This is a genomic window from Nocardia bovistercoris, assembly GCF_015674855.1.
Lineage (GTDB): Bacteria > Actinomycetota > Actinomycetes > Mycobacteriales > Mycobacteriaceae > Nocardia > Nocardia bovistercoris.
The window spans coordinates 30,280-54,535 of the sequence record NZ_JADMLG010000016.1 but is presented as its reverse complement, the minus strand read 5'-3'; the positions used below and the strand labels follow the sequence as shown (position 1 = coordinate 54,535).

Sequence of the window (24,256 nt, the reverse complement as noted above, 5' to 3'; positions counted from 1 at the left end):
GAGAGAAGGGGAAGGTGCGCGAGTGAGGTTGTCGGGGCTGTGGAACACCGGGCGTGCGTGTCTGGCCGCGATACTCGCGCTGACCGTCGCCTCCGCCGTGACCCAACCCGCGATCGCGCACGCCGACCCCTTCGTCGGCGCCGCCGGACTCGGTGACCCCTACTATCCCGATGACGGCAACGGCGGCTACGACGTCGGCCACTACGACGTCAGCATCGACTACGACCCGTCGAGTCACGAACTGCGCGGCCGCACCCGAATCGACGCCACCGCCACGCAAGCGTTGCGCGCGTTCAACCTCGACTACGCGGGGCCGGAGGTCGCGATGGTCTCGGTCAACAACCTGCCCGCGGGCTTCGACCGCAACGGCGAACACGAACTCACCGTGACCCCGCTGGCTCCGCCGCTGCCCGGACTGCCGTTCACGGTGACCGTCGACTACGCGGGCGTGGCGGAGAACCGTCCCGGCGAGGGCTGGACCTACGCCGACAGCGGCGGCGCGTTCGTCGCTGGTGAACCGCATTCGGCGACCAGCTGGTACCCACTCAACGACACGCCGCTGGACAAGGCGACGTTCACGCTGCACGCCACCGTCCCCGCCGACTGGGACGTGGTCTCCAACGGCCTTCGCACCGCCGACACCGTCGCCGGTGACCGCCGCACGGTCAGCTGGGAGTCGCGCCGCCCGTCGCTCGGCTACCTGACCACCGTCGCCATCGACCGGTTCGAATACCTGGAGCAGCGCCGCGCCGACGGCACACCACTGCTCAGCGCGTTCGCCCCCGCCGCCACCCACAACCGGGAGGACGAGGAGCGGCTACCGGAAATCCTGGATTTCGCCGAGGCGCTCTACGGTCCCTACCCGTTCGAGGCGGCGGGCGGCATCTACGTCGACGCCGACATCGACTTCTCCCTGGAGACCCAGACCAGGCCGATCTACGCGCCGTGGACCGACTTGCAGACCGTCGTCCACGAGATCGCGCACCAGTGGTGGGGCGATTCGGTATCGATACGGGCCTGGCCGGACATCTGCCTCAACGAATGCTTCGCCAGCTACACCGCCGACTACCTGTGGCCGGAACGGATGGAAGGCGTCGATGTGGATGCCGTCTATCGCGAGACGATCGCCGAACGGCGTGACAACGAACGCTTCTGGCTGATCCCGCTCGCGAATCCGGGCCCCGGACAGGAATTCTCGTCGGTGTACTACCGCGGACCACTGTTCCTGCACGCGCTGCGCGCCCAACTCGGTGACGCCGTATTCTTCGGCGCACTCCGCGAATTCATCGCCGCGCACAGCTACGACAACGCCTCCATGGCGGACCTGCGCGCCTTCGTCCAGAAGAAGACGACCACCGACCTGACCGGCTTCTTCCACGCCTGGCTCGACTCCGAAACCGTCCCGCCGGAGGAATACCTCTTCCCCGGTGCACTGCGCGGCTAGTCGCCGTCCACCTGCTCGCGGGCGCGCCGCTCCCGCCGCTCGGCCCGCTCGACGCGCCGCCGCGCCTGCCGAAGCTGTTCGCGCGCATCGCGTTCGGCGGAACGCGCGAACTGCCGCTGCTGCTCGGCGTGCTCGAGTGCCGCCCGCAATTCGGTCAGGCGCTCATCGATCTCCGCGAGCCGCCGGGTCGCCAGTTCCGCGTCCCGCCGCGCGGAATCCGCCTCACCCTCAGCCGATTCCACGGCCCCCCGCGCCCGCTCGAGCTCCCGCCGCGCCTCCTCGCGCGTTTGCCGCCGCGCCTCCTCGCGCGTTTGCCGCTGTGCCTGCTCGCGAGCGCTTTTCGGCGCTGTGGTCGCCGCGAGTTCAGGCTCGGTGGAGCCGTCGCTCATCGTCGCCGAACGGTCGGTCGAGATCGTGGCGGCGCGCCGGCCCCCGGTTGCCCCGGTACGTTCCGCCTCGGTTGTCGTGGACGACTCGGTGTCGGCAGGCGTCGAGTGCCCGGTCTCGTGGGTGGCGCGGTCGTCCCCGATTGTCGCGATTCGCTCGGAGTCCGTGGCCGCGGCGTCTTCGGAGCTCCGCTTCGCGGGGTGTCCGGAAGCTGTGGCTGCGGCCTTGGGCGCATTCGTGAATTCCCTATGTGCGCCTACTGATTCGGCGTCGTCGACAGCGTCGGATGCGAGTGCGGGTACGGCGGTCAGTGCGGGTTCTCGGGGGCCGAAGCCCTCGTAGGTGGCCGCTGTCGCCAAGGTGGCCTCGGCGATGCGGTTGGCTACTTCGGGGTCGGCGAGGGCGGCGGACAGGGTCTGGCCGATCTCGCGCTGGATCGTGGCGCTGACGGGGCGGCCCGCTTCGGCAGCCAGTTCGCTCGCGCGTTTGGCCAGTGCGGTAACGGCCTGCTGGCGTTGGGCGCCGAGGGTGCGCAGCCGTTCGCCGGACAGTTCGCGCTGGGCGGTGCGCAGAGCCGAGCCGAGGCGCAGCAGGGCCTCGACCTCCTCGGGTGCGGAGCGGGCGAGCAGGTTGACCGTCCACGCGGTGACGGTGGGTCTGCGCAGGCGGGTTATCTCGGCGGCCAGGTGTTTGTCGCCCGCGTGTCTGGCCGCGTTCGCCATGGCGGTGCGCGCCGCGACGAACTCGGCGGGGTCGCGCCCGTACAGGTCGCGTGCGGCCTCCGCGAGGTTCATACTGTCGAAGCGTAACGACGGGTCCCCTCCGCGCGACAGTGTGTGTGAGACGGGCAAAGGTCCACGATGTGGGCGTTTCTATGGAAGGTATTGCGAGTGAACAGTTTCGGACTTCAGCTGCTGACCGGTGTGGTCCCCAGGATTCTCGGCTACGCCCTGCTCGGGATGTACGGTCTGACGCTCTGAGGCTTCGCCTCACCGGCCGGGACTGATGCGGCCACCGCGCCCTACGGGTATCCTCACCGCGTTCACGTCTAAACGTGACATTTTTCCGGTATGAGAGGTTTTCCACGTGAATTACCCAGGCGTGAGTTTGCGGGCGAGAATCGTGCCCGCGCTCCTGGCGGTGGCCGCTGCCACGGCAGCGATCACAGGTTGTTCGACTGTCGATGATCTGACCAAGTCCGATGTCGCCAAGACCAAGGTCGGCGACTGCATCAACTTCACGAACAACTCCGCGACCGACGCCAAGGGTGAACAGGTCGACTGCTCCTCGCCGAAGGGCGTCTACAAGGTCTTCCAGGTTTTCGACACCGCCTCCACGTGCGCGTCGGAATACACCAGCTACACCGAGCCGCTGGCCAGCGGCGGAACCACGTTCATGTGCCTCGCGCCGAATTTCCAGCAGGACTCCTGCTACAACGACGTCGGCAGCTCGCCCTACAAGTGGGTGGAATGCACCTCGACCGAAGCCACCTTCAAGGTGCTGCAGCGCGTCGACGGCCAGACCGACGAAATGCTGTGCGGCCCGGATTCCGATCAGTTCTTCGTGATCCCCGACCCGAAAACCCTCTACTGCGCGGGCAAGCCCTGACCCGACTCACTCGAGCAAGGCCACCGACGCGATCCTGTGCAGTGTGAAATGCCGGACCGCCCCGGTGACGGGGTCGCGCGCGTCCAGTTGGCCGTTGCCAACCTCGAGCGGTTCGACCACCCGCTGTGACGCGACCCCCTGCGCATCGACGTATCCGATGTTCACCTGCCGCCGCGCCCTGGCCGCCAATTGCAGTAGCGCCAGGGTAGCGGCGGTACTCGTGCGGGTGCCGTCGGTGCGCACCGACCGACCCGAACGCGCCGCCGCCGCCCGGTCACCGGCACGCAACTCCGCGACCAGCGACTCCAGTTGTTCGGTACTCGGCGGCGTCGGCCGATACGGCTGACGGGCCAACGGCCGCGCCGCGATCCGCGCGCCGTGCGGCCGCAGGTCGACGATCACTCCCGAGGAGTCCTCGCCCGCGGGCGCGAATCCGGCGCCGCGCAGCGCGTCGAGCACCTCGCCGAGCGGCGCGAGCGCGATCGCCACCGTCGGCGCGATCGCGCGCAGCGCCAGGTCGCCCGCGACCGGCGCGGCGAGCACCTGCGCCAACAGCGCGGGATCGTCACTGCGCACGAAGGATTGCGCGACTCCAGCGCGGAGTTGGCCGTGCCGCCTCGCGACATCGTCGATGAGATAGGTCAGCGCCTGCGGGACCGGGGTACGGGAGTGGGTCGTGAACAGCGCGTGCAGTTCCGCGGCGGTCAGACCCGCGTCGAGCGCGCGCCGCACCGAAGTCTCGCCGACCCGGTACACGGTGGCCGCGCCCGCGGATTCCACATCGGCGACCAGCGCGATCCGCTGCTGGAGTTCGGGCACGAGCGGGCCGGGCGCGATCACGGTGAGATCCGCCTGCACCAGGACGTGGTCCACCGGTTCCGGAAGCGCCGCGGCCATGGCGGTTTCGGCGTCGGCGGCGCTGGTCGGCCCGTCGTGCAGCAGGGCGCGGGCCGGGGAGGCGAGCGCGCCGCGCCCGATCAGCCCGAGTTCCCCCGCCTCGCGCAGCACGTGCCCGACCGCTTCGGCGCGGAAATGCCTGCGCCTGCGCGGTTGTCGCCACGCGAGCAGTTTGGCGACGTCGCCCGCGTCGAGTGCGGTGCCGGTCGGGTATTCGGCCAGCAGGTCGAGGATCGCCCTGCGGTCGCGCACGGCGTGCGGGTTGCGCAGTTCGATGGCGAGCGCGGCCAGCGGTTTGTCGTTGGGGTCGCGCATGCCGATCATCCACGGCATCCGGTCCAGTTCCAGCCAGGCCCGCGCGAGCACCAGCCAACGCCGGGCGGGCGGGGCGGCCTGCCAGGCGTCGGAGGCCGGAGTGGGCGCCCAGAACTCGTCGTCGGAGTCGGCGTCGAGGTCGGGGCTGCCCTTCTCGACGAGTTTCGCGGCGGCGAGCAGTTCGACCAGCAGGCCCGCGCGCTGTTCCTCCACGCCGATCTGCTTGGCGACCCGGCGCAGCTCACGGACGCCGAGTCCGCCCGCCCGTAGCGCCGGTGCGGGCACGGCGCCCAGTGACTCCAGCACTCCGTCGCTGTGGCGGAGCAACTCACCCACCTCGCCCGCGGCAACGGCGTTGACCTCCGCCGCCGCGTATTTGCGCTGCGGCGGTTTCGGCGGGGTCAGCGCGTGCGGGTGGGTGACCGGTTCGTCGCGCAGGATCTGGCCGACCGTGACCGGCAGTTCCACGGTCTCCTCATCGATGAGGTGCAGCAGCCGCCGCGCGAGCAGTCGCTGGATCGGCCGGTCCGGCGGCGCGGTCGGCGCGGCGTCCTTGCTGCGTCCGCGCGGACCGGTGGCGGCCAATTTGTCCAGCAGCGCGCGTTCGGCCGGGGAGATCTCCGACAGGGCCGCGTCGACCTCGGTTTCGGTCAGCGCGTCCGGCAGTTCGGTGGTGCTGCCGAGTGGCCACGGCAGCGCCTCGGCGGTGGCGGGCACCAGGTGCACCGCGTCGCCGTCGAACCACACCAGTGCGCGCGTGCTCAGCCGGTCGAGGGCCGCGTCGAGGGCGGCTTTGGTCGCGCGGCCCTTCACCGCGGCCTGGATGGTCTTGCGGTGCGGCGGCGTGGCGTCGCCCGCCGGGCGGCGGACGCTGTGCGCGACCAGCAGTTCCACCACGGCGAATTCGAGGGTGTCCAGGTCGTCGGTGGCGCGCAGCACCGAGGCGCGCTGCTGGGCCCGCGCGGCCAGCACCGTCATGGAGGACGGCAGCGGCACGGCCAGATCGGGGCGCACGTGCAGCAGGGTCACCAGCTGGGCGTCGGTGCGCGCGGCCAGCCATGCGGCCAAGGTGGCCGTTTCGCCCGCCTGCGGCTTCGCGCTCGCGCGCGGCTGCCGCACCGGCGTCTCGGGCGCGGTGGCGCTCATCCGTTGCCCGGAGTTCTCCGCTATCGCCCGAGTGTCCGGCGCGGCACTCGGCGGACCCGACGAGTTACCCATGTGCTCCCGAGATCCTCGTTGTGTCACCTTCCGGTTTCGAGCGTAATCGAACGGTGGCGCGTATCGCCCGCGCGAGCGGGAACTGGCCCGTGCCACAATGAGGCCGTGGCGAACAAATCGAAGAAACAGTATGTCGACAACGGGTGGCCGGAACTGGCCGACGGTGACCATGCCGTCACCGAACTCTCCTCGACGCGCTCCGGGAATCTCTCGCCTTTCGGCGAGGACACCGAATTCCCGCTCCCGGCCGAGCAGCTGCCGTACCTGCATCCGCACACGGTGATCAACCGCTGATCCCAACGTGGCGCCGGAACGGCCGTGCCCGTGCAACGGCCGCGCCTCCGGAACGGATGCGACTCCCGGAATCGACAAAACAAGGCCCCCGCCTAGCAAGCGGGGGCCTTGTTCGTTCGCGGGAGGTTACTGGGGCAGCATGCCCTTGTTCGCCTCGTAGAAGTTCACGAGATTCGGGTCGAGCTTGGTCCCGTTGGCCTTGGCGGCGTTGAAGAAGTCGAGCGCCTGCTGCGGGATGTACACGCCCTGCTGCTGCACGACGGCGATGGCGCGGTCGACGGCGGTGAAGACTTCCTGGCTGGAGTCGGCGGCGGGCGTCTGGGCCTGCGGGCCCGGGTTCCAGCGCGGGGTCTCGGCGGCGGGCGCGGAACGCTGCGACGGCGCGCTGCTCAGGCCGAGTTTGGACGAGCAGGAGGGCCAAGCGCCCCAGCCCTGGGAGGCGAGCACCTTCTCGGCGACCACGATCTGCTCTTCGCGGCTGGCCTGGTTGGCGCTCGAGGCGTATTCCTGACCGCCGTGGGCGTTCCAGGTGCTCGGCGAGAACTGCAGGCCGCCCTGGAAACCGTTGCCGGTGTTGATGCCCCAGTTGCCGCCCGCTTCGCACTGTGCGAGGCGATCCCAGTCGGAGTCGGGTGCCGCGCCGGCGTTTCCAGCGAGAGCCACACCTGCGGTGCCGATCATGGCGCCGGTGACGGCGACCTTGGCGACGGTGCGACCGGTGGAACTCGGCTTGCGATGGCGTCCACTCATATCGGGTGTCTTCCTCTCGTCCGCACCTGCGAGAGTCTCGCTCGGGTTCGGACTGAGAGGTCGTCCGTCCCGCCCTCACCCCTGATTCCAGTCGGGGTCCGGTACCCGCGGGGTGAGGCTCGGTGCGGCGGGCCGGTGGCGCCGGGGTTGCCCGGCTGCATAGACGGTACGACGAACCGCTCGAAAAATCACTATTTGGTAACCGGCGTGTGCGATCTGGTCTCGAAGGTGTCACATCGTGTAAGAAATCGTCTTCGCCCAGCTAGATGGGGTCCGAACTGTCCGGTTGCGGCCCTCCGGTTGCCGGTTGCCGCCAGGTTATGTGACGAGGATCACATATTGATTGGATAACGACCGGCGCGGGTAATTGTTGAACGTTCATCGTGCTCGGCGACCGGACCACAGCGCGTAGAACACGCCGAGGATGAAGCCGAGCGGGGTCAGCATCGCCGTCAGGTACAGCCACAACGCGGGCTCGGAATCGCTGAGGATCGATGTGAGGAAGATGGCCACGATCGCGAGCAGTCCGATGCCGAACAGCGCGAGCGCCACGTAGAGGAACCGGCCGCTCGCCCGGCGCGGCGGTCCGCCCGCGGCGGGCGGGGTGGCGTCCGTGGCGTTGACGGGGTCGTGTTCGTGGTTCGTCACCCGACGACCGTAAAACTGATGTGCTTCGGTAATCGGCACCGGGGTAGACTCGACCGAAATCGCGCCCTACAGATTTGTGGGGCGCGTTCTTTACGAAAGCTGAAGAACGTTCGCGGCCTTACGCGCCCGGACAGTTCGAGCAGGTGGATGTGCTCGGGCCGATTGGGGTCCGTGCATCGATGACGAACGGGTGAGCGCAGTGCCGACCGGCAGGGTGAAGTGGTACGACGTCGAAAAGGGCTTCGGCTTCCTTTCCCAGGATGAAGGGGAGGACGTCTACGTCCGTTCGTCAGCTCTGCCCGATGGTATCGAAGGTCTCAAGCCGGGGCAGCGCGTCGAATTCGGCATGGCGGCCGGCCGCCGCGGCCCGCAGGCGCTCAGCCTCAAACTGCTCGAGGCGCCGCCCTCGGTGCGCGGCCAGGAACGCGAACGCGGCGCCGCGCGCAAGGAATCCACGCAGCCGCGCAAGTCGCCCGACGAACTGCACGGCCTCGTCGAGGACATGATCACGCTGCTCGAGACGAAGGTGCAGCCGGATCTGCGTCGCGGCAAGTACCCGGATCGCAAACTGACGCAGCGCATCTCCGAAGTGGTACGCGCGGTCGCCCGCGAACTCGACCACTAGGCGCTCGGCGCGGGCCGCGCGGCCCGCGCCGGATCAGACGGTGCTGATCGACCAGGCCGCGTGCGGAACGTAGAACTCGCGGCCGGTCTCGTCGCGCGCCAGGATCGGCAACTGGAGTTCCACGCCGATCAACCGCAGTTCTGGCGCTGGCCGCGAATCGATGGTCAACGCGTACGAGCCGTCCGGATAGTCGTTGCGGCTCACGACCTCGTCCACCCGCTCGTCGTTCGGCGTGACATACACCAGGCGCGCGATCCACGGCGCGTGCGCGACCCGCTTCGGCAGCGACAGTTGCAGCGGATATCCGGGCGGCACCTCGAGGCGCACGGTGGCGCCATGACGGCATTGCGAAGCGTCCGCCGCGCACGGCAACTGCTCGAAGACGGTGTTCTGCGCGTCGGCGGCCGACGCGGGCAGCACCGTGCAATCGCGCATGGTGACCGCGCAGTAGGCGAACGCCCCGACATCGACGGTCTTGCCGTGCGCGTAGGCGGTGAGTTCCGGCGCGTGCGTCGGCGCGTCGCGCACGCTCACCGCGACCAGACCGGCCACCGCCGCCGCGACCACCGACAGGCCCGCCGCCACCAGCGCGACGATCGTGCGGGTCCGGGTCACGACCCCGCCTCGCCTGCGCTCGGCGCGTGCTCGCTGCGCTCACTCACAGATGGGATCTCCCGTCCCTCGTTGAATACGTGACCGGCGCGTCTTGGCGTCCGGCGCGTCCTGTTCGACTGTCGGCACCTCCTGCTCGGCGTGCAGCGGGCGATGACCGCCGAGACCGGGCAGCAGGGAATGGCCGCGGTAACTGAGGAAAGTCTGGATGAGTCCGAGGGCGAGCAGTCCGGTGACGACCGCGAAACCCTTCCAGTACTCGGTGGGCAACAACACACCCGCCGCGCCGCCGACGACCCAGCTGAGCTGGAGCACGGTTTCCGAGCGCCCGAATCCGGAGGCGATCGACTCCGGCGGCAGATCGTCCTGGATCGAGGCGTCCAGGGAGACCTTCGCCAGTGCGCTCGCGCCCGAGGCGACCAGCGTGGCCACCGCCGCGCCGAGCAGATTGTCGGTGAACACCGCGAACAGCGCCACCAGCGTGCACGCCGTGGTGCAGCCGAGCACGATCAGCTGCGGCCTGCCGAGCGGCAGCCGCGCGCCGGTGGCGTTGCCCGTGAAGTTGCCGATCGCCGCCGAAGCGCCGACCACGCCGAGCATGGCGGCCTGCGCCCAGCCGCCCTCGCCGGTGGCCTTCGCGACGAAGGCGATGTAGAAGGTGAGGAAGCCGGTCAGCACCCGGATCGCGCTGTTGCCCCACAGACCGGTGACCACCGCGCGGCCCAACGGCTGCCGTCGCCTGCGCGGCGGCACCGCGGACTCGGCGCCCGCCCGCAGGATCTCGGTGGTGGCGTCGTCGCCGCGATAGCTCAATGTCGTCGGCACCTCGCCCTCGGTGACCTCGACCCAGCGCGGGATGCGCAAACTCAGATACGCGCCCGCCACCGCGATGCAGGCGGCCAACACGAGCGCACCCGTCGACCCCGCGATAGCGGCCGCGAGCGCGGCCAGCGCGCCCGCGCCGATGGTGCCGCCGACCAGGCCGAACACCGTGAGCCGCGAATTGGTGCGCACCAGGTCTATCTCCGGTGGCAGCACTCTCGGGGTTACCGCGCTCTTGAGCACGGCGAAGGATTTGCTGCCGATCATCATGCCGAGCGCCAGCGGATACAGCGCCCACGAATCGATCTGGAAGATCAACGTCACCGCGATCACCACGCGCACCACGTACGAGGCCGCGAGCGCGAGTCGGCGGCCGCGCTGCAGACGGTCCAACAGCGGGCCGATGACCGGGGCGATCACCGCGAACGGCGCGATCGTGATGAGCAGATACAGCGCGACCTTGGATTTGCTCTCGGCGGTCGCGCTGGCGAAGAACAGCGTGTTCGCCAAGGCGACGGCGATCGCGGCGTCGGTCGCGAAATTCGCCATGGTGGCGTAGGTGAGGGCGGTCAAGCCGGACTTGTCGGCGCCGTCGGCCTTCGCCGCGCGCTGGAAGGTCGCGAAACCCTTCTCGGTGAGTTCACGGCCCCGCATCGCGGCGACCCGGGTTACCGTCAGTTTGCGGGGCACGCGCTGCTGTTTCGCGGCCTCGGCGACCACCGGCTCGACCTCATCCGGCGGCAGCGGCAGCGTGCGATCCGGGCGTCTCGCCTGTTCGGGCCGTGCCTGTTCGGGCCGTGCCTGTTCGGGCCGTGCCGGTTCGGGAAGCGGCGGCTCCCGGCGCGGCGGATCGGGTTTGCCGGGGAAGACGTGCCGGGCGGGCGGGCGGCGAATCGCGTCGGGATTGCCGTGATCCGGGTCGAGCGGCGGTAACGGCCTGCGCCGCTGGGACGGATTCGGCGGCGGATATCGGTCGAAACCGGGATGCCGGACGAACGGAGGCTCCTCGCCGTCCCGCGGACCACGGGCGGTACCGGAGGGTTCGCGGGGAGTAGTCACACAGACAATTCTGGACCATCCGCCATCGGCGGTCTTCAGGCCGTCGCGGTGCGTGCCGGGAAAGTCCGGTCCCGCGCCCGCGTGCGGTGACGAGGGCCGATCCGGTGCGCATCGATGCGGTGTTGCGCGCCAACACTATCGGATGCGGGCAAGATCAGACCGGGACGAAGCGCACCTCGAAGACGGTCGGCCAGTACTTGCCGGTCACCAGGAAACGGTCGGTGCCCGGCAGATGCGCGATGCCGTTGAGCACGTCGGTGCGCGCCCGCTCGACCGGGGTGAGCAGACCCGACGCGTCGATCACCCCGAGCACCGCGCCGGAATCCGGGTCGACGCGCAGGATGCGGTCGCTCGGGTAGTCGTTGGCGTAGACCGAGCCGTCCGGTGCGCAGTCGAGTTCGTTGAGGTGCGCGTCGCGTCGGCCGCGCAGGGTCACCGAACCGGTGCGCGCGAAGGTCACCGGGTCGCGGAAGGTCAGGGTGTCGGAGCCGTCGCTCATCACCAGGCCCTGCGGTCGCGCGCACAAACCCCAGCCCTCGCCCTCGTAGCCGACCTGCGCACGCACCTCGAGTGTCTTCGGGTCCCTGGCGAAAGCGACATTGTTCTGCCAGGTGAGCTGCCACAGGATGGAACCCGCCAGCGCCACGCCCTCCCCGAAATACGGCGCGGGCACCTCGACACGCGCGAGCTCGGCGCCCGAGTCGAGGTCGTAGGCGCGCACGGTCGACGAACCCGAAAGACCGGTGCCCTCGTAGCGCACGTCCGAGAGCACGTCGAGGCCCTGGGTGAAGGCTTTCGGGTCGTGCGGCCGCGTGCCGACCACCTCGACGCGCAGCTGTGGAGTTGGCTCGTCGGAACCGCCGCATCCGGCCGCTGCGAGCGCGCAGACCAGGAGTGTGACGGCCAACGAACGCCGATTGCGTCCCATACGGCAAAATGTAGGCCGTGAGCGCAGTATCTGTTTCGGAGCCCGGTGTCAGGCCGATCCTGGCCGACGCCGTGGACGTTGCCCGCCGTGCGCTCCTGGAGTTGGAGCCGGCGGCGGTCGGTGTGCATCTCGGGGTGACCGCCGAGAACGACAGTGCCGCGACGCACCGTTTCGAGGCCACGCTGCGCGGTTACCGCGGCTGGCAGTGGGCGGTCGTGGTGGCGGCCCCGCCCGGCGCCGAACACGCGACGGTCAGCGAATCGGCGCTGCTGCCCGGCCCCGACGCCCTCGTCGCCCCCGACTTCGTGCCGTGGGACCAGCGCGTCCGCCCCGGCGACCTCGCCCCGGGCGACCTGCTCGCCCCAGCCCACGGCGACCCCCGCCTCGTCCCCGGCCACACGGTCTGCGGCGACCCCGCCGTAGACGAGGTCGCCGTAGACATCGGCCTCGGCCGCACCAAGGTCATGTCGCTGGAAGGTCGCGAGGAAGCCGCCGAACGCTGGTTCGCCGAATACGGCCCCGACACCGACATGGCCAAAGCCGCACCGTCCACCTGCGGCCGCTGCGGCTTCTACCTCCCGCTCGCGGGCTCCCTCCGCGCCGCCTTCGGTGTCTGCGGCAACACCATGGGCGCCGACGGTCGCGTGGTCCACTCCGAATACGGCTGCGGAGCGCACTCCGACGTGGAACCCCCGGCAGGTAACGGCTCACCGCAGTACGAGGCGTACGACGACGCCGCCTACGACGTGTTCCCGCACGAGACAGTGCGGCCGGAAGCGGACTCCGTCGAACCCGAGGCGTCGACGGCGGCGGAATCCGTCGCCGAAGCGAACGGGTCCGCCGGGTCGGAAGCCGAGCGTGCCGGTGCCGACGCGGTGTCCGAGACGGTCGCGCAACCGAACGCGGACGCCGAGAACTCGGGTGCGCCGGGCGCGATGACCGCGGCGAACGACGCGACCCCCGGAGACAAGATTCCCACCGGCACGGGCTCGGTTCCCGCCGAGGCGACATCCGCGGACGCCGAGTCGGCCGACGCGGTCACCGCAGGCGTGTCCTCCGCCGACGCGGCGCCCGCCGACACGGTTTCGGCAGATGCGGTCTCCGCCGAAGCCGTTCCCGATGCGGTCCGCGCCGATGCGGATCTCGCCGGCGCGACTTCGACCGATGTCGCCGCTCCTGATGCGGTTGCCACCGATCGGATTTCCACTGATACGGCACCGACCGACGTGGTACCCGCCGGTGCTGCCTCGGCGGATGCCGCTTCCGCCGAGGCAGTCGCCACCGATGCGGACACCGCTGATGTGGTTGTCACCGATGCGGTCTCCTCGGATGCGGCCGCGTCGGAAAAGGGCGGGGAGCGCGAGGGCGATCCTGTGGGCGAATTCGGTTTGGCCGCCGCGGGTATCGCGCCGATCGAACCTGCCATCGCCGCGGATATCAACCCCGCCGACCTGGCCGCCGGCTACCTCACCGCCGCCGACTTCGATGCCGATCCCACGTCGGAGGGCGTCCTCGCCCCCGTCGTGGACGCGGTGGTCCTTCCTGTCGAGTCTGTTGCGACGGAGGGCGGATCCAGCACCGAGTCCCACTCCGCCGAGAATGAGACCGCCACGGCGGCAGCCGGCCTCGGGTGGGTCGGACCGGCCGATGTGCTGAGCGCCGAAACCGCGCCGGGAGCCGTGGGCGGAGCGGAGGTCGTAGATGCCGCGCAGACCACCGAGGCCGGGCCGGAAGCTGTAGGCGGGGCGGAGGCCGCGGATACCGCGCCGAGTTCTGAAGCCGCGCATGAGAGTGTGGGCGGGACGGAGCTTGTGGATGCCGCGTCGAGCGTTGACGCCGCGTCCGGGGCCGTGAGTGCTCAGGAGGCCGCGCCGATTGCCGAGGGCGTCGGGACGAACTCCGCGGTGGGCGCCGGGACCGAGGATGGTTCCGAGTCGGGCTCGGGGTTCTGGTCATCGCCGCGGAACTGACTGTGGACGATCCGTTCGGGACGGCGGCGCTGCGTTCGGCCGTCCTCGTGGCCTGGCGTGATTCGCCGACGAGGCTGCGGGAGGACGCCGCGACCGAAGCGGATCTGGTGCGGGCGGGCTATCGTGACCGGCTGCTCACCGAACTCGCGCAGAACGCCGCCGACGCCGCCGTCGAGGCGGGGGTGCCGGGGCGGCTCACGGTCGAGCTGCGCGGGCGGGTCCTGAGTATCGCCAATACCGGTGTGCCGCTCGGGGTGGACGGTGTGCACGCGCTGACGGCGTTGCGCGCATCGGACAAGGTCGATCCGGAAGCCGTGGATGTCGCCGTCGACAGGGTCGGCCGGTTCGGTGTCGGCTTCACCGCCGTGCTTTCGGTGAGCGACGATATCGAGATCCGCTCCACCACCGGTTCGTTGCGCTTCTCCCGCGAGTGGACCCGAGCGGCGCTGGACGACAACGAGATCAAGATTCCGGGCCGGTCCAAGCGGGCCGTGCGCGAATTCGCCGCGCCGGTCCTGCGTTTGGCGTGGCCGGTCGCCGACGGTCCCGCGCCCGGTTCGGACACCGAGATCGTGCTGCGCCTGCGCGAGGATATCGACGCCGACGCGCTGCTGGAGTCCATGCGTGCGGAAGCCGCCGACCTGCTGATCGAACTCCCGGCGTTGCGCGCCATCAGGATCGGCGACGACGAGATAACGAGCACCGCGGCCGACCTGGCGAACGGACTCCAGGAACTGCGCGTCACCGGCCCAGGCGACGAGTCGAGAACCTGGTGGCAGTTCCGTACCGCCCGCGCCCGCTGGCTGGTCCCGGTGCGCGAGGGCAGGCCGTTCCCGGCGGCGAACGACGTCCTGCGCGCCCCGACCCGCTCCGACGAGGAACTGTCCCTCCCGGCCCTGCTGATCGCCGATATCCCCATGCAGCCGGACCGCCGCCGCCTCCTCCCCGGCGCGCGCCTGTCCGAATTGGCAACGGGCTACTCCGATTTCGCCCGCGCCCTACCCCGCCGCGACCGCCTCGTCCTGGTCCCCACTCCCGGATTCGCCCGCGGCGAGACCGACGCGGCCCTGCGCGAAGCCGTCCTCCGAGACCTACGCACTCACCCCTGGCTCCCGGTCCTCCCACCCCCGACCACACCACCCGTCCTCGACGCCGACCCGTTCACCCTCGAACCGCAATCTCCTTCGCCCTCGACAGCGTCCGCGTCGTCCCGGACAGCGACTACCGGCGACCCGGACTCGACCGGCGCGGCTTTCGCTTCTGACCCCATGGCAACCCCCGTCGACGCGACCGACTCGGACTCGATGACGTTCGGCTCGAATTCGGCGGCGACCGCGCCTGAGTCAGTGGTGCGCGGCCCTGACACGGCCGAGACCGGTCCTGAGTCGGTGGCGATCGGCTCCGAATGGGCCGCGACCGTCTCGAACTCGGCGGTCGACGACCTGGAGCTGACGGTGCTCGGCTCGGACGCCGCCGTGGTCACCTCGAATCCGTTGGCGGCGGATCCCGATCCGACGGCGATACCGACTCGCGCGAGTGTGTTGATCGGGCTGGGTGCGGATCTGGCGGAGTTGTTGGCCGATGTGATCGGTCCGCTCGTGGTGCCGGAACTTTCGCGCCCGGGGGCAGGCGAGGCGTTGGCGGCGCTGGATGTGCATCGGTTGGGGTTGGCGCGGCTTGCGGAGCTTTCGGGTGGGTTGGAGCGGGCGCCGCGGTGGTGGTACGGGCTGTACGAGGCGTTGGAGCCGTTCGTGGCCGATCCGTTGGCGGCCGAGGAACTGGGCGCGCTCGCAGTTCCGTTGACCGACGGCAGGGTGGTCACGGGTCCGCGCACCGTGGTGCTCGGCGAGGGGCTCGAACTGGCCGTGGGGGTGCCGTGGGCGCGGTTGGTGCATCCCGAGGCGGCGCATCCTTTGTTGGCGCGGCTCGGTGCGCGCACGGCGACGCCGGAGGATCTGCTGAGCGATCCCGCGTTGCGCGCCGAACTCGAGGAGCATCCCGACGATCCCGATATCGCGGACGCGGTGCTGCGGTTGGCGGCTTCGGCGGAGCCGCGACTGCTGCCGGAGTGGTTGGGGCAGTTGGAGTTGCCCGATACCGAGGGTGAACTCCGTCCCGCCGACGAACTGCTGCTGCCGGACGCGCCGCTGTATCCGCTGCTGGTCTCGGACACGCCGCTGGGCACGCTGGCCGCCGATGTGGTGGCCGAATACGGTGCGCAAGCGTTGCGCGCCATCGGTGTCGGCTGGGATTTCGGCGTGGTGAGCGAGGTCGATCCGACCGGTCCCGATCACGATCTGGACGACGAGGAGACCTGGTGGGACGGTCTCGCCGAGGAGCCTCGTGAACTGGTCGCGGTGCGTGACCTCGACCTGGTCGACGAGATCGCCTGGCCGGACGCCCTTCTGCAGTTGGTGTCCGAACCGGCGACCCGCCGCCTGCTGACCGACCCGGACGGCTACACCGCGTGGTGGTTGCGCCGCCACGCCCGCGTGCGCGGCACCAGACTCGGCCTGTACCGGCATCCGGCCGATTCCGAATTCGCCGGTCTGCTACCGGAGTTCACGTTCGGCGGTTTCGAGCAAGCCGATCTCGACGGTCTGCGTTCGGTTTTCGTGAATCCCGACGCCATGTCCGTCGACCTGGTCGCCGCCCTGCTCGACGCGCTCGCCGACGAGTCGAATACCCCTGAGCCCGAGGTGGTTTCGCGGGTGCACGCGCTGCTGGCGCGCGCGGTCGACGACGGTCGGATCGATCCGACCGATCTGGATCTGCCCGAGCGGGTGCGCGCGCTGTCGGGCGCGGCGGTGGATCCCGAGGCGGCGATGGTGCTCGACCTGCCGTGGTTCGGTCTGGTCGCGCCGTCGGATCGCCTGGTGCTCGGCGATGCCGATACCGCCGCCGCGCTCGCGCGCCTACTAGATCTGCCGCTGGTCTCGGACGCGATCTCGGCGGAGGTGCTGGGCGCGGGTCGCGCGACTTCGTGGTCGGCCGAACCGCTCGGTGTCGTATTCACGCGCCTGTTCGGGTTGCCCGCGCAGGACGGTGATCTGGTGGTGCACGAGGATCTGCGGGTGCGGTTGAGCGGCGCGGTGTCGGCGACGGTCACGGTGCCGTGGTGGCGGGTCGGCGCGACGACCCATATCGGCGCGCCGCGGGCGGTCGAGGTTGCCGACGACCGCCCGGCGCTGCCCGCCGGTTACCCGATCTAGTTCGCCCGCTCCACCGTCGAGGAGTGGGTGGCGAGCATTTCGCTGAGCAGGTCGAGTTGTTCGCGCACGGCGTCGCTGTCGTTGTCGACGAGCCAGCGCAGCACGATGCCGTCGATGACGTTGAGGGTGAAGCGGCTCAGCGTCTGCACGGGCACCGACCAGCGGGTGGCGGTGGCGTCACGCGCGTGGTCGAGGATGTCGGCGACGGTGGAGTCGTTGAAGGTGTACTGCTCCCTTGCGATCGCGAGTTTCGCCGGGGTCTGTTCGCCTTCGCGCAGCGCGTAGGTGGTGGTTTCGTAGGTGAGCAGTTGGCGTTCGGGTGTGGCTTCGATGTTGAGCCACATGAGTCCGAGGCCGGTTCGTACCAATTTTTGTAGCGCTTCTTTTCCGGTTCCGGCGTCCTGCCATACGGTTTCATTCGCGTCGACGGAATCGCGTAATTCCATCGCGAGCGCTTTGACCAACTCGGTCATGAGCGCATCCTTATTTTCGAAACAGTAATGCACCACACCGAGCGAGACCCCTGCCGCCTGAGCCACATCGCGTGTGGTCACGCCGGCGACACCCTTTTTCTCGGCTAGGCCGATAGCCGCCTCGATAAGGTGGGCCCGTCGTTCTTCGACGCTCAATCGGGAGGACACCTCAGCGAGTTAAGCGCCCGGCGCGCGCGCAGTCAATTCGCGGGATGAAAAACTTTGACTGGACGTGTGTCCAGTTGTGTGGTTCGCTGCCATCCGGACGAAGGAGACGCGTATGTCTGTGTCACGCAGAACCGTTCTGGCGGGCGGCGCGGCGGGATCGGCCGCACTGGCCGCCGCGACCGCGCTGCCCGGCGCCGTGCCGTTCGCGAGTGCCGCGCCCCGCGCGGATTACGAGATCGGGCTCGGTATCTCGGATCTGACCGGCCCCGCCGCCGAATGCGGAATGATGGGGTACTCGCAGCTCGGGCAGGACACCGCCGGTATCCACCTGCGCCCGCGCGCCCGCGCTTTCGTGATCGCGGCGGACGGTCGGCGCGTCGTCTACGTGGTCGCCGAGAACGGCATGATCTTCCAGTCGGTGCACCGCGGCGTCATGGTCGAGCTCGCGCGCCGATTCGGCGACCTCTACACCGAACAGAACGTCATGCTCACCTCCACGCATTCGCACGCGACTTGCGGCGGCTCGAGTCACGACTACGCCTACAACCTCTCGATTCTCGGCTTCCAACAACAGGTCTACGACGCCGAGGTGTCCGGCATCGTCGAGGCGATCGAGGCCGCGCACGCCGATCTCGGTCCGGCGAGTCTCGCGCTCGGGCGCGCCGAATTGCACGACGCGAGTGTGAATCGTTCTCGCGTCGCATTCGATCGCAATCCCGAAGACGACAAACGGCACTTCCCGAATGCGATTGATCCCGCGGTGACCGCGCTCTCGATCAGCAAGGGCGGCAAGCAGGTCGGCGCCATCACCTGGTATGCCACCCACAACACCTCGATGAGCAACTCGAACAGGTTGATAAGTTCGGACAACAAAGGATATGCGTCGTTCGCGCACGAGCACGGCGAGCACGGCGTGCGATATCTGGACGGCACACCGGAATTCATCTCCGCATTCGCCCAGACCAATGCGGGCGATATGTCCCCGAATCTGAATCTGCGCCCCACCTCGGGACCAACCGAGGACGAATTCGAGAACACCCGCATCATCGGCGAACGCCAATACGGCGCGGCGAAATCCGCACTGGCGCAAGCGCGGCCGATACAGGGGCCGGTCGACGCGCTGCTGTGCTACATCGACCTCGCCGATATCGCGGTGGACGGCCGCTTCACCCCCGACGGTCAGCCGAGGCACACCGCACCCGCCGCCGCCGGTGTCGCGCTCATCGCGGGCAGCGTCGAGGACGGACCCGGCTTGCCGGGCCTGCCCATCCCCGAAGGGGTGCGCAATCCGTTCCTCGACGCCCTAGGCGATCCCACCGCGCCCGCGCCCGCCTGGCTCGCCGACGCGCAGGCCCCCAAGGCGATCGTCGCGCCGCTGGGACTGCTGCCGCCGTATCCGTGGGTGCCGAATGTGGTGCCCATCCAGATCGTGCGCATCGGCGAGTTGTATCTCGCGGGCGCGGGCGGCGAGTTCACCATCGTGTCCGGGCTGCGGGTGCGCCGCGCGGTAGCGGCGGCGCTCGGCGTCGACGTGGCGCAGGTGCTGATGCAGGGCTACGCCAACGCCTACCACGAATACGTCACCACCCCCGAGGAATACGACGCGCAGCAGTACGAGGGCGGCTCGACCCTGTACGGCCGCTATACACTGCCCGCCTTCCTCCAGGAATTCACCCGCCTCGCCACCGCCTTCGCCGCGCGACAGACCGTCGCTCGCGGACCCGCGCCGCGCGACATCTCCCACCTGCAACCGAATTTCGTGGCACCGCCCGGCCCCGACGCCACCCCGCCCGGCCGCGCCTTCGGTGACGTTCTCACCCAACCGGCCCCGTCCTACACCGCGGGCGCCACCGCGACGGTCGAATTCGTCTCGGCCCACCCGAAACACAACCCGCGCCGCAACGGCACCTTCCTCGAAGTCCAACGCCGCACCGCTTCCGGCGCCTGGCAGCGCGTAGCGAACGAGGGGGAGTGGGCGGTGCGCTACCACTGGAGCAGGCGCGGTCCCGCCGTCTCGGTCGCGGGTTTCACCTGGGACATCCCCGCCGACACCGCGGGCGTCCACCGCTTCGTGCACTTCGCCGACAGCCTCGGCGCCGACGGCGCGCTACACCCCTTCACCGGAACCAGCGACGAATTCACGATCGGCTGAGCGGATTCGGAGCCGAGCGTATTCCGGATCAAAGACCGGTCTGCGCGCCCTTGTCGCCGCGGCGCGCACCGCGCCGCTGGACGAGGAAGATCACCGTGCCGAGCAGGCCGACGGCCAAGCCCATCAGGCACACCGGCAGGGCCGACTCCCAGCGATCACCGCTCGCCCACACCACGATCGTGGCCAGGGCCCACAGCGCGCTGCCGACCGCGAGTACCGGGCGCGGATCGGTCAGGCGCGGCGGAATCCGCGGGACATTCGGGGTCACGCTGCCAGCCTAGCGGCGGGAACGCGCATGACCTCCGCGACGGTCACGTATCGTTTCGCTCTGTGACAACGCCATCGGATGTTCGAGCGCTCGCCGGTGAACTCTCGCTGGCGGTGGTTCGGCTGACCCGACACCTGCGGGGACGACGCGCCGACGCGCAGATATCGTTGACCCAGCTGTCCGCGCTCGCCACCCTGAACCGGGAGGGCGCGATGACACCGGGCGCGCTCGCCGCGAAGGAACGGGTACAGCCACCGTCGATGACGCGGGTCATCGCCTCGCTCACGGATCTGCAACTCGTCGAGCGCAAACCGCATCCGACCGACGGACGCCAGATCATCGTCTCGCTCTCGTCCCAGGGCCGCGCGCTGCTCGCCGACGAGGTGAGCGCGCGCGAGGCGTGGATGACCGAACAGCTCTCCACCCTGCCCGAGGATCAGCTCGTCGTGCTCACCCGCGCGGTCGCCATCATGAAACAGATCGTCGCCGAGTCGGAATAGCCGAATCCGGGTGGCCCGGCCGAATCCGGTGCGGGTTCAATGCGTCCCGAACGCCTCGTCCGTATCGACGATGTCTTTCCCGAGCGGGAACAGCGACAGCGGGATGAACTTGAGATTCGCCCACCCGAACGGGATTCCGATGATCGAGATGAACAGCGGAATGCTGGTGAACAGGTGGCCGAGCGCCAGCCACCAGCCCGCGACGAGGAACCAGATGATGTTGCCGAGCATCGACCCGGTGCCCGCGCCCGGCTTGTCGACTGTCGTGCGCCCGAACGGCCACAGCACGTAAGCCGCGATTCGGAACGAAGCGATGCCGAACGGAATGGGCACGACCAGGAAGAACAGCAGGAAGCAGACGATGCCCGCGACGATGTAACCGATCGCCATCCAGAATCCCGCGAAAATCAGCCACAGTATGTTGAGAATCAACTGGATCGGCTTCATGCCACCACCCTACGGCGAAATCACGCTACCGGTCGATGTCGAAACCGCAACGTCTCACCACCCACTGGTGTTCCACACACCGCTCAGAAGAACCAGCCGAGTTCGGGGTCGCGAGCCGATGCGAACGCCTCGGTGAGCGCGCGGACCGGCTCGGCGGACTTCGCGCGCAGGCGTCCGGCCGCCGCGAAGGGTTCCGCCCGGTGCGCGCCGAGGTACAGGCTCCCGAGCACGTCGATGTCGAGGGTGACCTCCGGTTCGCGATCGGTCGGCACGCATTCGGCCGCGCCGCCGCGCACGGTGAGCGCGAACGCGCCGCCCGCCGCGCGGAACGGGTCGGTGACGCCGAGCACCACCTCGAGATCGCGGGCGTAGTCGCGGGCGGTGAGAGCGGCGGGCACGTCCATCACGCGCAGCCAGCACCCGTCGTAGCGACCACGGGTGCGCACGAGCCTGCAATCGGTGAGCAGGTAGGGGAGCGGATCGTTGTCGGTGAGTTCCGCTTCGATCTCGGTGACCAGGTCCAGGCCGAGTAGCGCCCGCCACAGCGCCGCGTGCGCGTCGTCGGTCACGGCGCGGAATTCGACGACCCGCACGTCGATCCGGCGTCCCTCGCGCGGCTGATACCGGTACAGCGCGTATCCGTCGGCGTGCAGCAGCGCGAACAGGCTCGACCCGCCGCCGCGCCAAGCGCTGTGGTCGAAGAACAGCTCGGCCCACCCCGACTTCGGCCGCGCCTGCGCACCGGGCGTCCCGCGCCGCCAGCGGTCGTAGATCCGCTCGATCTCCGCGCCGACATCGCCGGGCGCCTCCACCGACACACCGCCGGGATCGGGCGCGTCCGCGTGGAATTCGGCGAAGCGGCGGTCGATGACCACCTGGTCGAGGACGGTGGCCGGGCCGTACCCGAAACGACTGTAGATGGTGGCGCGGCTCGCGGTGAAGATCGTCAGCGGCAGCGCTTCGGCCTCGATGCGCCGGTGCTGCTCGATGTACATGGCGCGCAGGATGCCGCGCCGCCGATGGGTCGGCGCCACGCCGACACCGGAGATGCCGCACGCCTCGACCGTGCGACCGGAAGACACCGTCAGCGTCATGGTCATCGAATTGGTGTGGCCGACGATCCGCTGACCGTCGAGCGCGACGAGCTTGCCGCCCTTGGGAAATACCGGTTCTCTCGGATCGGCGCCCGGCGGCTCGTACCCGAACCCGAACGAGGTGGACAGCAGCAGTCCGATACCCGCCGCGTCGTCCTCGGTGGCCGTGCGAATGGTGATTCCGGGGACCAGAGTCATGCCACGACGATCGCATGTCGCCGCGGGCCCGCGCAGCTCATTTTCCCGCGCCGGGACCTGCCGCGTCGCACTGTCGCACCGGACCGGCAGGATGGTGCGGTGGCCGCAGTGATCGATATCGAGGACCCCGCGGACGGGAGGGTCGACGACTTCCGCGATCTGTCCGACGCCGACCGCAGACCGGACCTGCCCGGTCGCAAGGGCTCGGTGATCGCCGAGGGCGTCGTGGTCGTGCAGCGGATGCTGGAGTCCCGGTTCCGCCCGAGCGCGCTGCTCGGCGTCGACAAGCGCTACGGGCAGCTCGCCGCGGATCTGGCCGGGGTCGACGTGCCCTACTACCGCGCGAGCGCCGAGGTGATGGCCGAGGTGGTCGGCTTCCACCTGAACCGAGGGGTGCTCGCGGTCGCGCCGCGCCCCGCCGAACTCGCCGTCGCCGAATTGCTGCGCGAGGCGCGTACGGTCGCGGTGCTCGAGGGCGTCAACGATCACGAGAATCTGGGGTCGATCTTCCGCAACGCCGCCGGACTCGGCGCCGACGCGATCCTGTTCGGCGAGCGCTGCGCCGACCCGCTGTATCGGCGCGCGGTGCGGGTGTCGATGGGGCATGTGCTCCGGGTGCCGTTCGCCCACCTGCCCGCTTGGCCGGACGGCCTCGACCTGCTGCGGGACCGGGGTTTCCAGCTCGTCGCGCTCACCCCCGACCCGTCGGCCGCGCATCTGGCGGCCGCGATGACGGGCGAGCGGGTCGCGCTGCTGCTCGGAGCCGAGGGGCCTGGGCTGACCGAGCGCGCGATGGCGGCCGCCGATGTCAGGGCGCGCATCCCGATGACGCCGGGCACCGACTCGCTGAACGTGGCGACGGCGGCGGCCATGGCCTTCTACGAACGAGTGAGGTGCGATCGTGGGTGACGAGTCGGCTCACCGGGCATATCCCGACCCTCGGGAGCCGACGCCGTGGGCGCCGGGCCTCACGGTGTCGGTGATCGTCGGCGTGTTGACCGCCGTGGCCGTCTACGTGTTCGGGATCGCGCTCACCAGGGTGCATCCGACGTTGACGATCGCGGTCAACCTGATCGCCGTGAGCGGCATCGCGCCGACCCTGTGGCGATGGCGCGCGACCCCGGTGCTGCGGTGGGTGATCGGCGGCGTCGTCGCCGGTATCGCGACGGCGTGGGTGGTGCTGGTGATCACCGGGCTCGCGTCGCTGTAGCGGGAGTCACGACACCGGGTCGTGGTGCGGCCTGCGCCACCAGCCGAACAGTCCGCGCCGGTGCGCCATGGCGGCGGTCGGGTCGTTCTCGTTCAGCGGGACGGGCGCGACGTGGTCGGGCGCGCGGCCCTTCGGGTAGAGGGTGAATCCGCACACCGCGACGTCGCCGGGGACGAGCGCTTGCCGCGCGGGCTGCGCGCGATAGTGGAAGCCGAGCCATTCGTTGTTGGCCGCGTCGGCGAAGTCGGGCGGGTCGAAGGGCAGCGTCTGCGGGTCGGGCGTCTCGTGCTCGGCCCAGGTCACCGGATGCTCACCGGCCCAGTACGGGCGTTCCCACACCAGCGGCAGGCCCTCGTCCTCCAGGATGCGCACCCGGGTGGCGCTGAAGGACCGGCGGAATTCGCCGCGCTCCCAATGCGCGAACGAACCCCAGCCGTAGGCGGTGTCGAAGGCGACGAGGTAGGTGTGATCGGAGGCGAGTGGCCGGACCAGCAGTTCCGGCAGCGCGGTTGGGCGCACCTGGGCCGCGCTGGGCGAGCACACCACGGTGACACCGGGATAGCAGCCGATGTAGACCTCCTCGGTGTCCGGTCCGGCGCAGCCGCCGAGTGTACCGACCATGATCGGGACGACATCGCGGTCGGCGTGCAGTTGGGTGGCCAACGCCAACGCGGCATCCGGGTCGGGATCGGGGTCGGCGCGCAGCACCGCCAGTGGATCGGATGTGTCGATGTACCAGAGGGTCGAGGCTTTGGACAGCATTTCCGGCACCTCCCGAATGTGCGCGACAGGATTGCGCTAACTTCGGGCAACTCTCGAATGTCGGACAAGTCCCATCGCGAGAACCACCCGATGCCGACGTCTGTGCCGACGACATACCGAAAATCTACACTCCCGATGCTGTTCGCGGAGCTAAGCCGGGCGCGGGACATCGCGAGGATTCTCGACCGGCCGGGC

At 69.7% G+C, this 24,256-nt stretch carries 22 protein-coding genes; 10 read left to right on the top strand and 12 right to left on the bottom strand.

What is annotated here, in order from left to right:
• Positions 1-22 precede the first annotated feature (22 nt).
• Complete coding sequence (locus IT779_RS30250; protein WP_332839038.1) at positions 23-1,444, top strand: M1 family metallopeptidase; 1,422 nt, start codon at positions 23-25, stop codon at positions 1,442-1,444.
• Here the strand turns inward: IT779_RS30250 and IT779_RS30245 are convergent.
• On the bottom strand, positions 1,441-2,625 hold the full coding sequence (locus tag IT779_RS30245) for a hypothetical protein (protein ID WP_196152873.1): 1,185 nt from the start codon (positions 2,623-2,625) through the stop codon (positions 1,441-1,443). The two genes, IT779_RS30250 and IT779_RS30245, sit on opposite strands and share 4 nt — an antisense overlap.
• A gap of 292 nt (positions 2,626-2,917) precedes the next feature.
• On the opposite strand from IT779_RS30245, the gene IT779_RS30240 reads away from it, so the two are divergent.
• Positions 2,918-3,439: an LppU/SCO3897 family protein gene (locus IT779_RS30240; RefSeq protein WP_196152872.1), complete on the top strand. Its 522-nt coding sequence runs from the start codon at positions 2,918-2,920 to the stop codon at positions 3,437-3,439.
• A gap of 6 nt (positions 3,440-3,445) precedes the next feature.
• Here the strand turns inward: IT779_RS30240 and IT779_RS30235 are convergent, their stop codons facing one another.
• Complete coding sequence (locus IT779_RS30235) at positions 3,446-5,869, bottom strand: helicase-associated domain-containing protein (RefSeq protein WP_232542255.1); 2,424 nt, start codon at positions 5,867-5,869, stop codon at positions 3,446-3,448.
• Between the two features lie 105 nt (positions 5,870-5,974).
• On the opposite strand from IT779_RS30235, the gene IT779_RS30230 reads away from it, so the two are divergent.
• Positions 5,975-6,163 carry a hypothetical protein gene (locus tag IT779_RS30230; RefSeq protein WP_196152871.1) on the top strand — a complete coding sequence of 63 codons (189 nt, stop codon included), beginning with the start codon at positions 5,975-5,977 and terminating at the stop codon, positions 6,161-6,163.
• Between the two features lie 126 nt (positions 6,164-6,289).
• Here the strand turns inward: IT779_RS30230 and IT779_RS30225 are convergent, their stop codons facing one another.
• Complete coding sequence (locus IT779_RS30225; protein WP_196152870.1) at positions 6,290-6,913, bottom strand: resuscitation-promoting factor Rpf1 domain-containing protein; 624 nt, start codon at positions 6,911-6,913, stop codon at positions 6,290-6,292.
• 378 nt (positions 6,914-7,291) lie between these two features.
• Positions 7,292-7,561 carry a hypothetical protein gene (locus IT779_RS30220; RefSeq protein WP_196152963.1) on the bottom strand — a complete coding sequence of 90 codons (270 nt, stop codon included), beginning with the start codon at positions 7,559-7,561 and terminating at the stop codon, positions 7,292-7,294.
• A gap of 199 nt (positions 7,562-7,760) precedes the next feature.
• Between IT779_RS30220 and IT779_RS30215 the strand changes: the two genes are divergently transcribed.
• Positions 7,761-8,186 (top strand): cold-shock protein, encoded by a 426-nt coding sequence (locus tag IT779_RS30215; RefSeq protein WP_196152954.1) that lies wholly within the window; start codon positions 7,761-7,763, stop codon positions 8,184-8,186.
• 33 nt (positions 8,187-8,219) lie between these two features.
• Here IT779_RS30215 and IT779_RS30210 read toward each other — a convergent pair whose 3' ends face one another.
• The 3 genes from IT779_RS30210 to IT779_RS30200 all read right to left on the bottom strand — a co-directional run bounded on the left by IT779_RS30210 (position 8,220) and on the right by IT779_RS30200 (position 11,607).
• Positions 8,220-8,801 carry a DUF2771 domain-containing protein gene (locus IT779_RS30210; protein ID WP_196152869.1) on the bottom strand — a complete coding sequence of 194 codons (582 nt, stop codon included), beginning with the start codon at positions 8,799-8,801 and terminating at the stop codon, positions 8,220-8,222.
• A gap of 39 nt (positions 8,802-8,840) precedes the next feature.
• Positions 8,841-10,679: an MFS transporter gene (locus tag IT779_RS30205; RefSeq protein ID WP_196152868.1), complete on the bottom strand. Its 1,839-nt coding sequence runs from the start codon at positions 10,677-10,679 to the stop codon at positions 8,841-8,843.
• Positions 10,680-10,833: 154 nt separating this feature from the next.
• Positions 10,834-11,607: a glutaminyl-peptide cyclotransferase gene (locus tag IT779_RS30200; RefSeq protein WP_196152867.1), complete on the bottom strand. Its 774-nt coding sequence runs from the start codon at positions 11,605-11,607 to the stop codon at positions 10,834-10,836.
• Positions 11,608-11,624: 17 nt separating this feature from the next.
• On the opposite strand from IT779_RS30200, the gene IT779_RS30195 reads away from it, so the two are divergent.
• Positions 11,625-13,577 (top strand): DUF3027 domain-containing protein, encoded by a 1,953-nt coding sequence (locus tag IT779_RS30195; protein WP_196152866.1) that lies wholly within the window; start codon positions 11,625-11,627, stop codon positions 13,575-13,577.
• Positions 13,574-16,789, top strand: a complete 3,216-nt coding sequence (locus IT779_RS38210) for a sacsin N-terminal ATP-binding-like domain-containing protein (RefSeq protein WP_232542264.1) — start codon at positions 13,574-13,576, stop codon at positions 16,787-16,789. The genes IT779_RS30195 and IT779_RS38210 overlap by 4 nt, the downstream gene beginning before the upstream one ends.
• Here IT779_RS38210 and IT779_RS30185 read toward each other — a convergent pair.
• Positions 16,786-17,430, bottom strand: coding sequence for a TetR/AcrR family transcriptional regulator (locus IT779_RS30185; protein ID WP_332839037.1), 645 nt, complete (start codon positions 17,428-17,430; stop codon positions 16,786-16,788). The genes IT779_RS38210 and IT779_RS30185 overlap by 4 nt on opposite strands.
• 112 nt (positions 17,431-17,542) lie before the next feature.
• Between IT779_RS30185 and IT779_RS30180 the strand changes: the two genes are divergently transcribed.
• Complete coding sequence (locus IT779_RS30180; RefSeq protein ID WP_196152865.1) at positions 17,543-19,582, top strand: neutral/alkaline ceramidase; 2,040 nt, start codon at positions 17,543-17,545, stop codon at positions 19,580-19,582.
• Between the two features lie 28 nt (positions 19,583-19,610).
• Here the strand turns inward: IT779_RS30180 and IT779_RS30175 are convergent, their stop codons facing one another.
• The gene (locus tag IT779_RS30175) at positions 19,611-19,850 is read right to left on the bottom strand and encodes a DUF2530 domain-containing protein (protein ID WP_196152864.1); all 240 of its coding nucleotides are present in this window, start codon (positions 19,848-19,850) and stop codon (positions 19,611-19,613) included.
• 62 nt (positions 19,851-19,912) lie between these two features.
• Between IT779_RS30175 and IT779_RS30170 the strand changes: the two genes are divergently transcribed.
• Entirely contained in the window at positions 19,913-20,350 is a 438-nt protein-coding gene (locus IT779_RS30170; protein ID WP_196152863.1) for a MarR family winged helix-turn-helix transcriptional regulator, read from the top strand.
• A gap of 36 nt (positions 20,351-20,386) precedes the next feature.
• On the opposite strand, the gene IT779_RS30165 is transcribed toward IT779_RS30170, so the two are convergent.
• Entirely contained in the window at positions 20,387-20,797 is a 411-nt protein-coding gene (locus IT779_RS30165; protein WP_196152862.1) for a YccF domain-containing protein, read from the bottom strand.
• An 83-nt stretch (positions 20,798-20,880) separates the two neighbouring features.
• Entirely contained in the window at positions 20,881-22,089 is a 1,209-nt protein-coding gene (locus tag IT779_RS30160; protein ID WP_196152861.1) for a GNAT family N-acetyltransferase, read from the bottom strand.
• Positions 22,090-22,188: 99 nt separating this feature from the next.
• On the opposite strand from IT779_RS30160, the gene IT779_RS30155 reads away from it, so the two are divergent.
• Together IT779_RS30155 and IT779_RS30150 are read left to right on the top strand one after the other, a co-directional pair.
• Positions 22,189-22,998, top strand: a complete 810-nt coding sequence (locus tag IT779_RS30155; RefSeq protein WP_196152860.1) for a TrmH family RNA methyltransferase — start codon at positions 22,189-22,191, stop codon at positions 22,996-22,998.
• Positions 22,991-23,299, top strand: a complete 309-nt coding sequence (locus IT779_RS30150) for a DUF2537 domain-containing protein (RefSeq protein WP_196152859.1) — start codon at positions 22,991-22,993, stop codon at positions 23,297-23,299. Before IT779_RS30155 ends, IT779_RS30150 begins: the two co-directional genes overlap by 8 nt.
• A 6-nt stretch (positions 23,300-23,305) precedes the next feature.
• Here the strand turns inward: IT779_RS30150 and IT779_RS30145 are convergent, their stop codons facing one another.
• A complete protein-coding gene (locus tag IT779_RS30145; RefSeq protein ID WP_196152858.1) occupies positions 23,306-24,061 on the bottom strand; it encodes a DUF6928 family protein in 756 nt (251 codons plus the stop codon).
• Between the last annotated feature and the right edge of the window lie 195 nt (positions 24,062-24,256).

Bases quoted from the DNA above. Each gene is read 5' to 3' on its own strand.
- IT779_RS30145 (WP_196152858.1), bottom strand. From the start codon at position 24,061: ATGCTGTCCAAAGCCTCGACCCTCTGGTACATCGACACATCCGATCCA.
- IT779_RS30200 (WP_196152867.1), bottom strand. From the start codon at position 11,607: ATGGGACGCAATCGGCGTTCGTTGGCCGTCACACTCCTGGTCTGCGCG.
- IT779_RS30160 (WP_196152861.1), bottom strand. From the start codon at position 22,089: ATGACTCTGGTCCCCGGAATCACCATTCGCACGGCCACCGAGGACGAC.
- IT779_RS30245 (WP_196152873.1), bottom strand. From the start codon at position 2,625: ATGAACCTCGCGGAGGCCGCACGCGACCTGTACGGGCGCGACCCCGCC.
- IT779_RS30180 (WP_196152865.1), top strand. From the start codon at position 17,543: ATGTCTGTGTCACGCAGAACCGTTCTGGCGGGCGGCGCGGCGGGATCG.
- IT779_RS30165 (WP_196152862.1), bottom strand. From the start codon at position 20,797: ATGAAGCCGATCCAGTTGATTCTCAACATACTGTGGCTGATTTTCGCG.
- IT779_RS30235 (WP_232542255.1), bottom strand. From the start codon at position 5,869: ATGGGTAACTCGTCGGGTCCGCCGAGTGCCGCGCCGGACACTCGGGCG.
- IT779_RS30225 (WP_196152870.1), bottom strand. From the start codon at position 6,913: ATGAGTGGACGCCATCGCAAGCCGAGTTCCACCGGTCGCACCGTCGCC.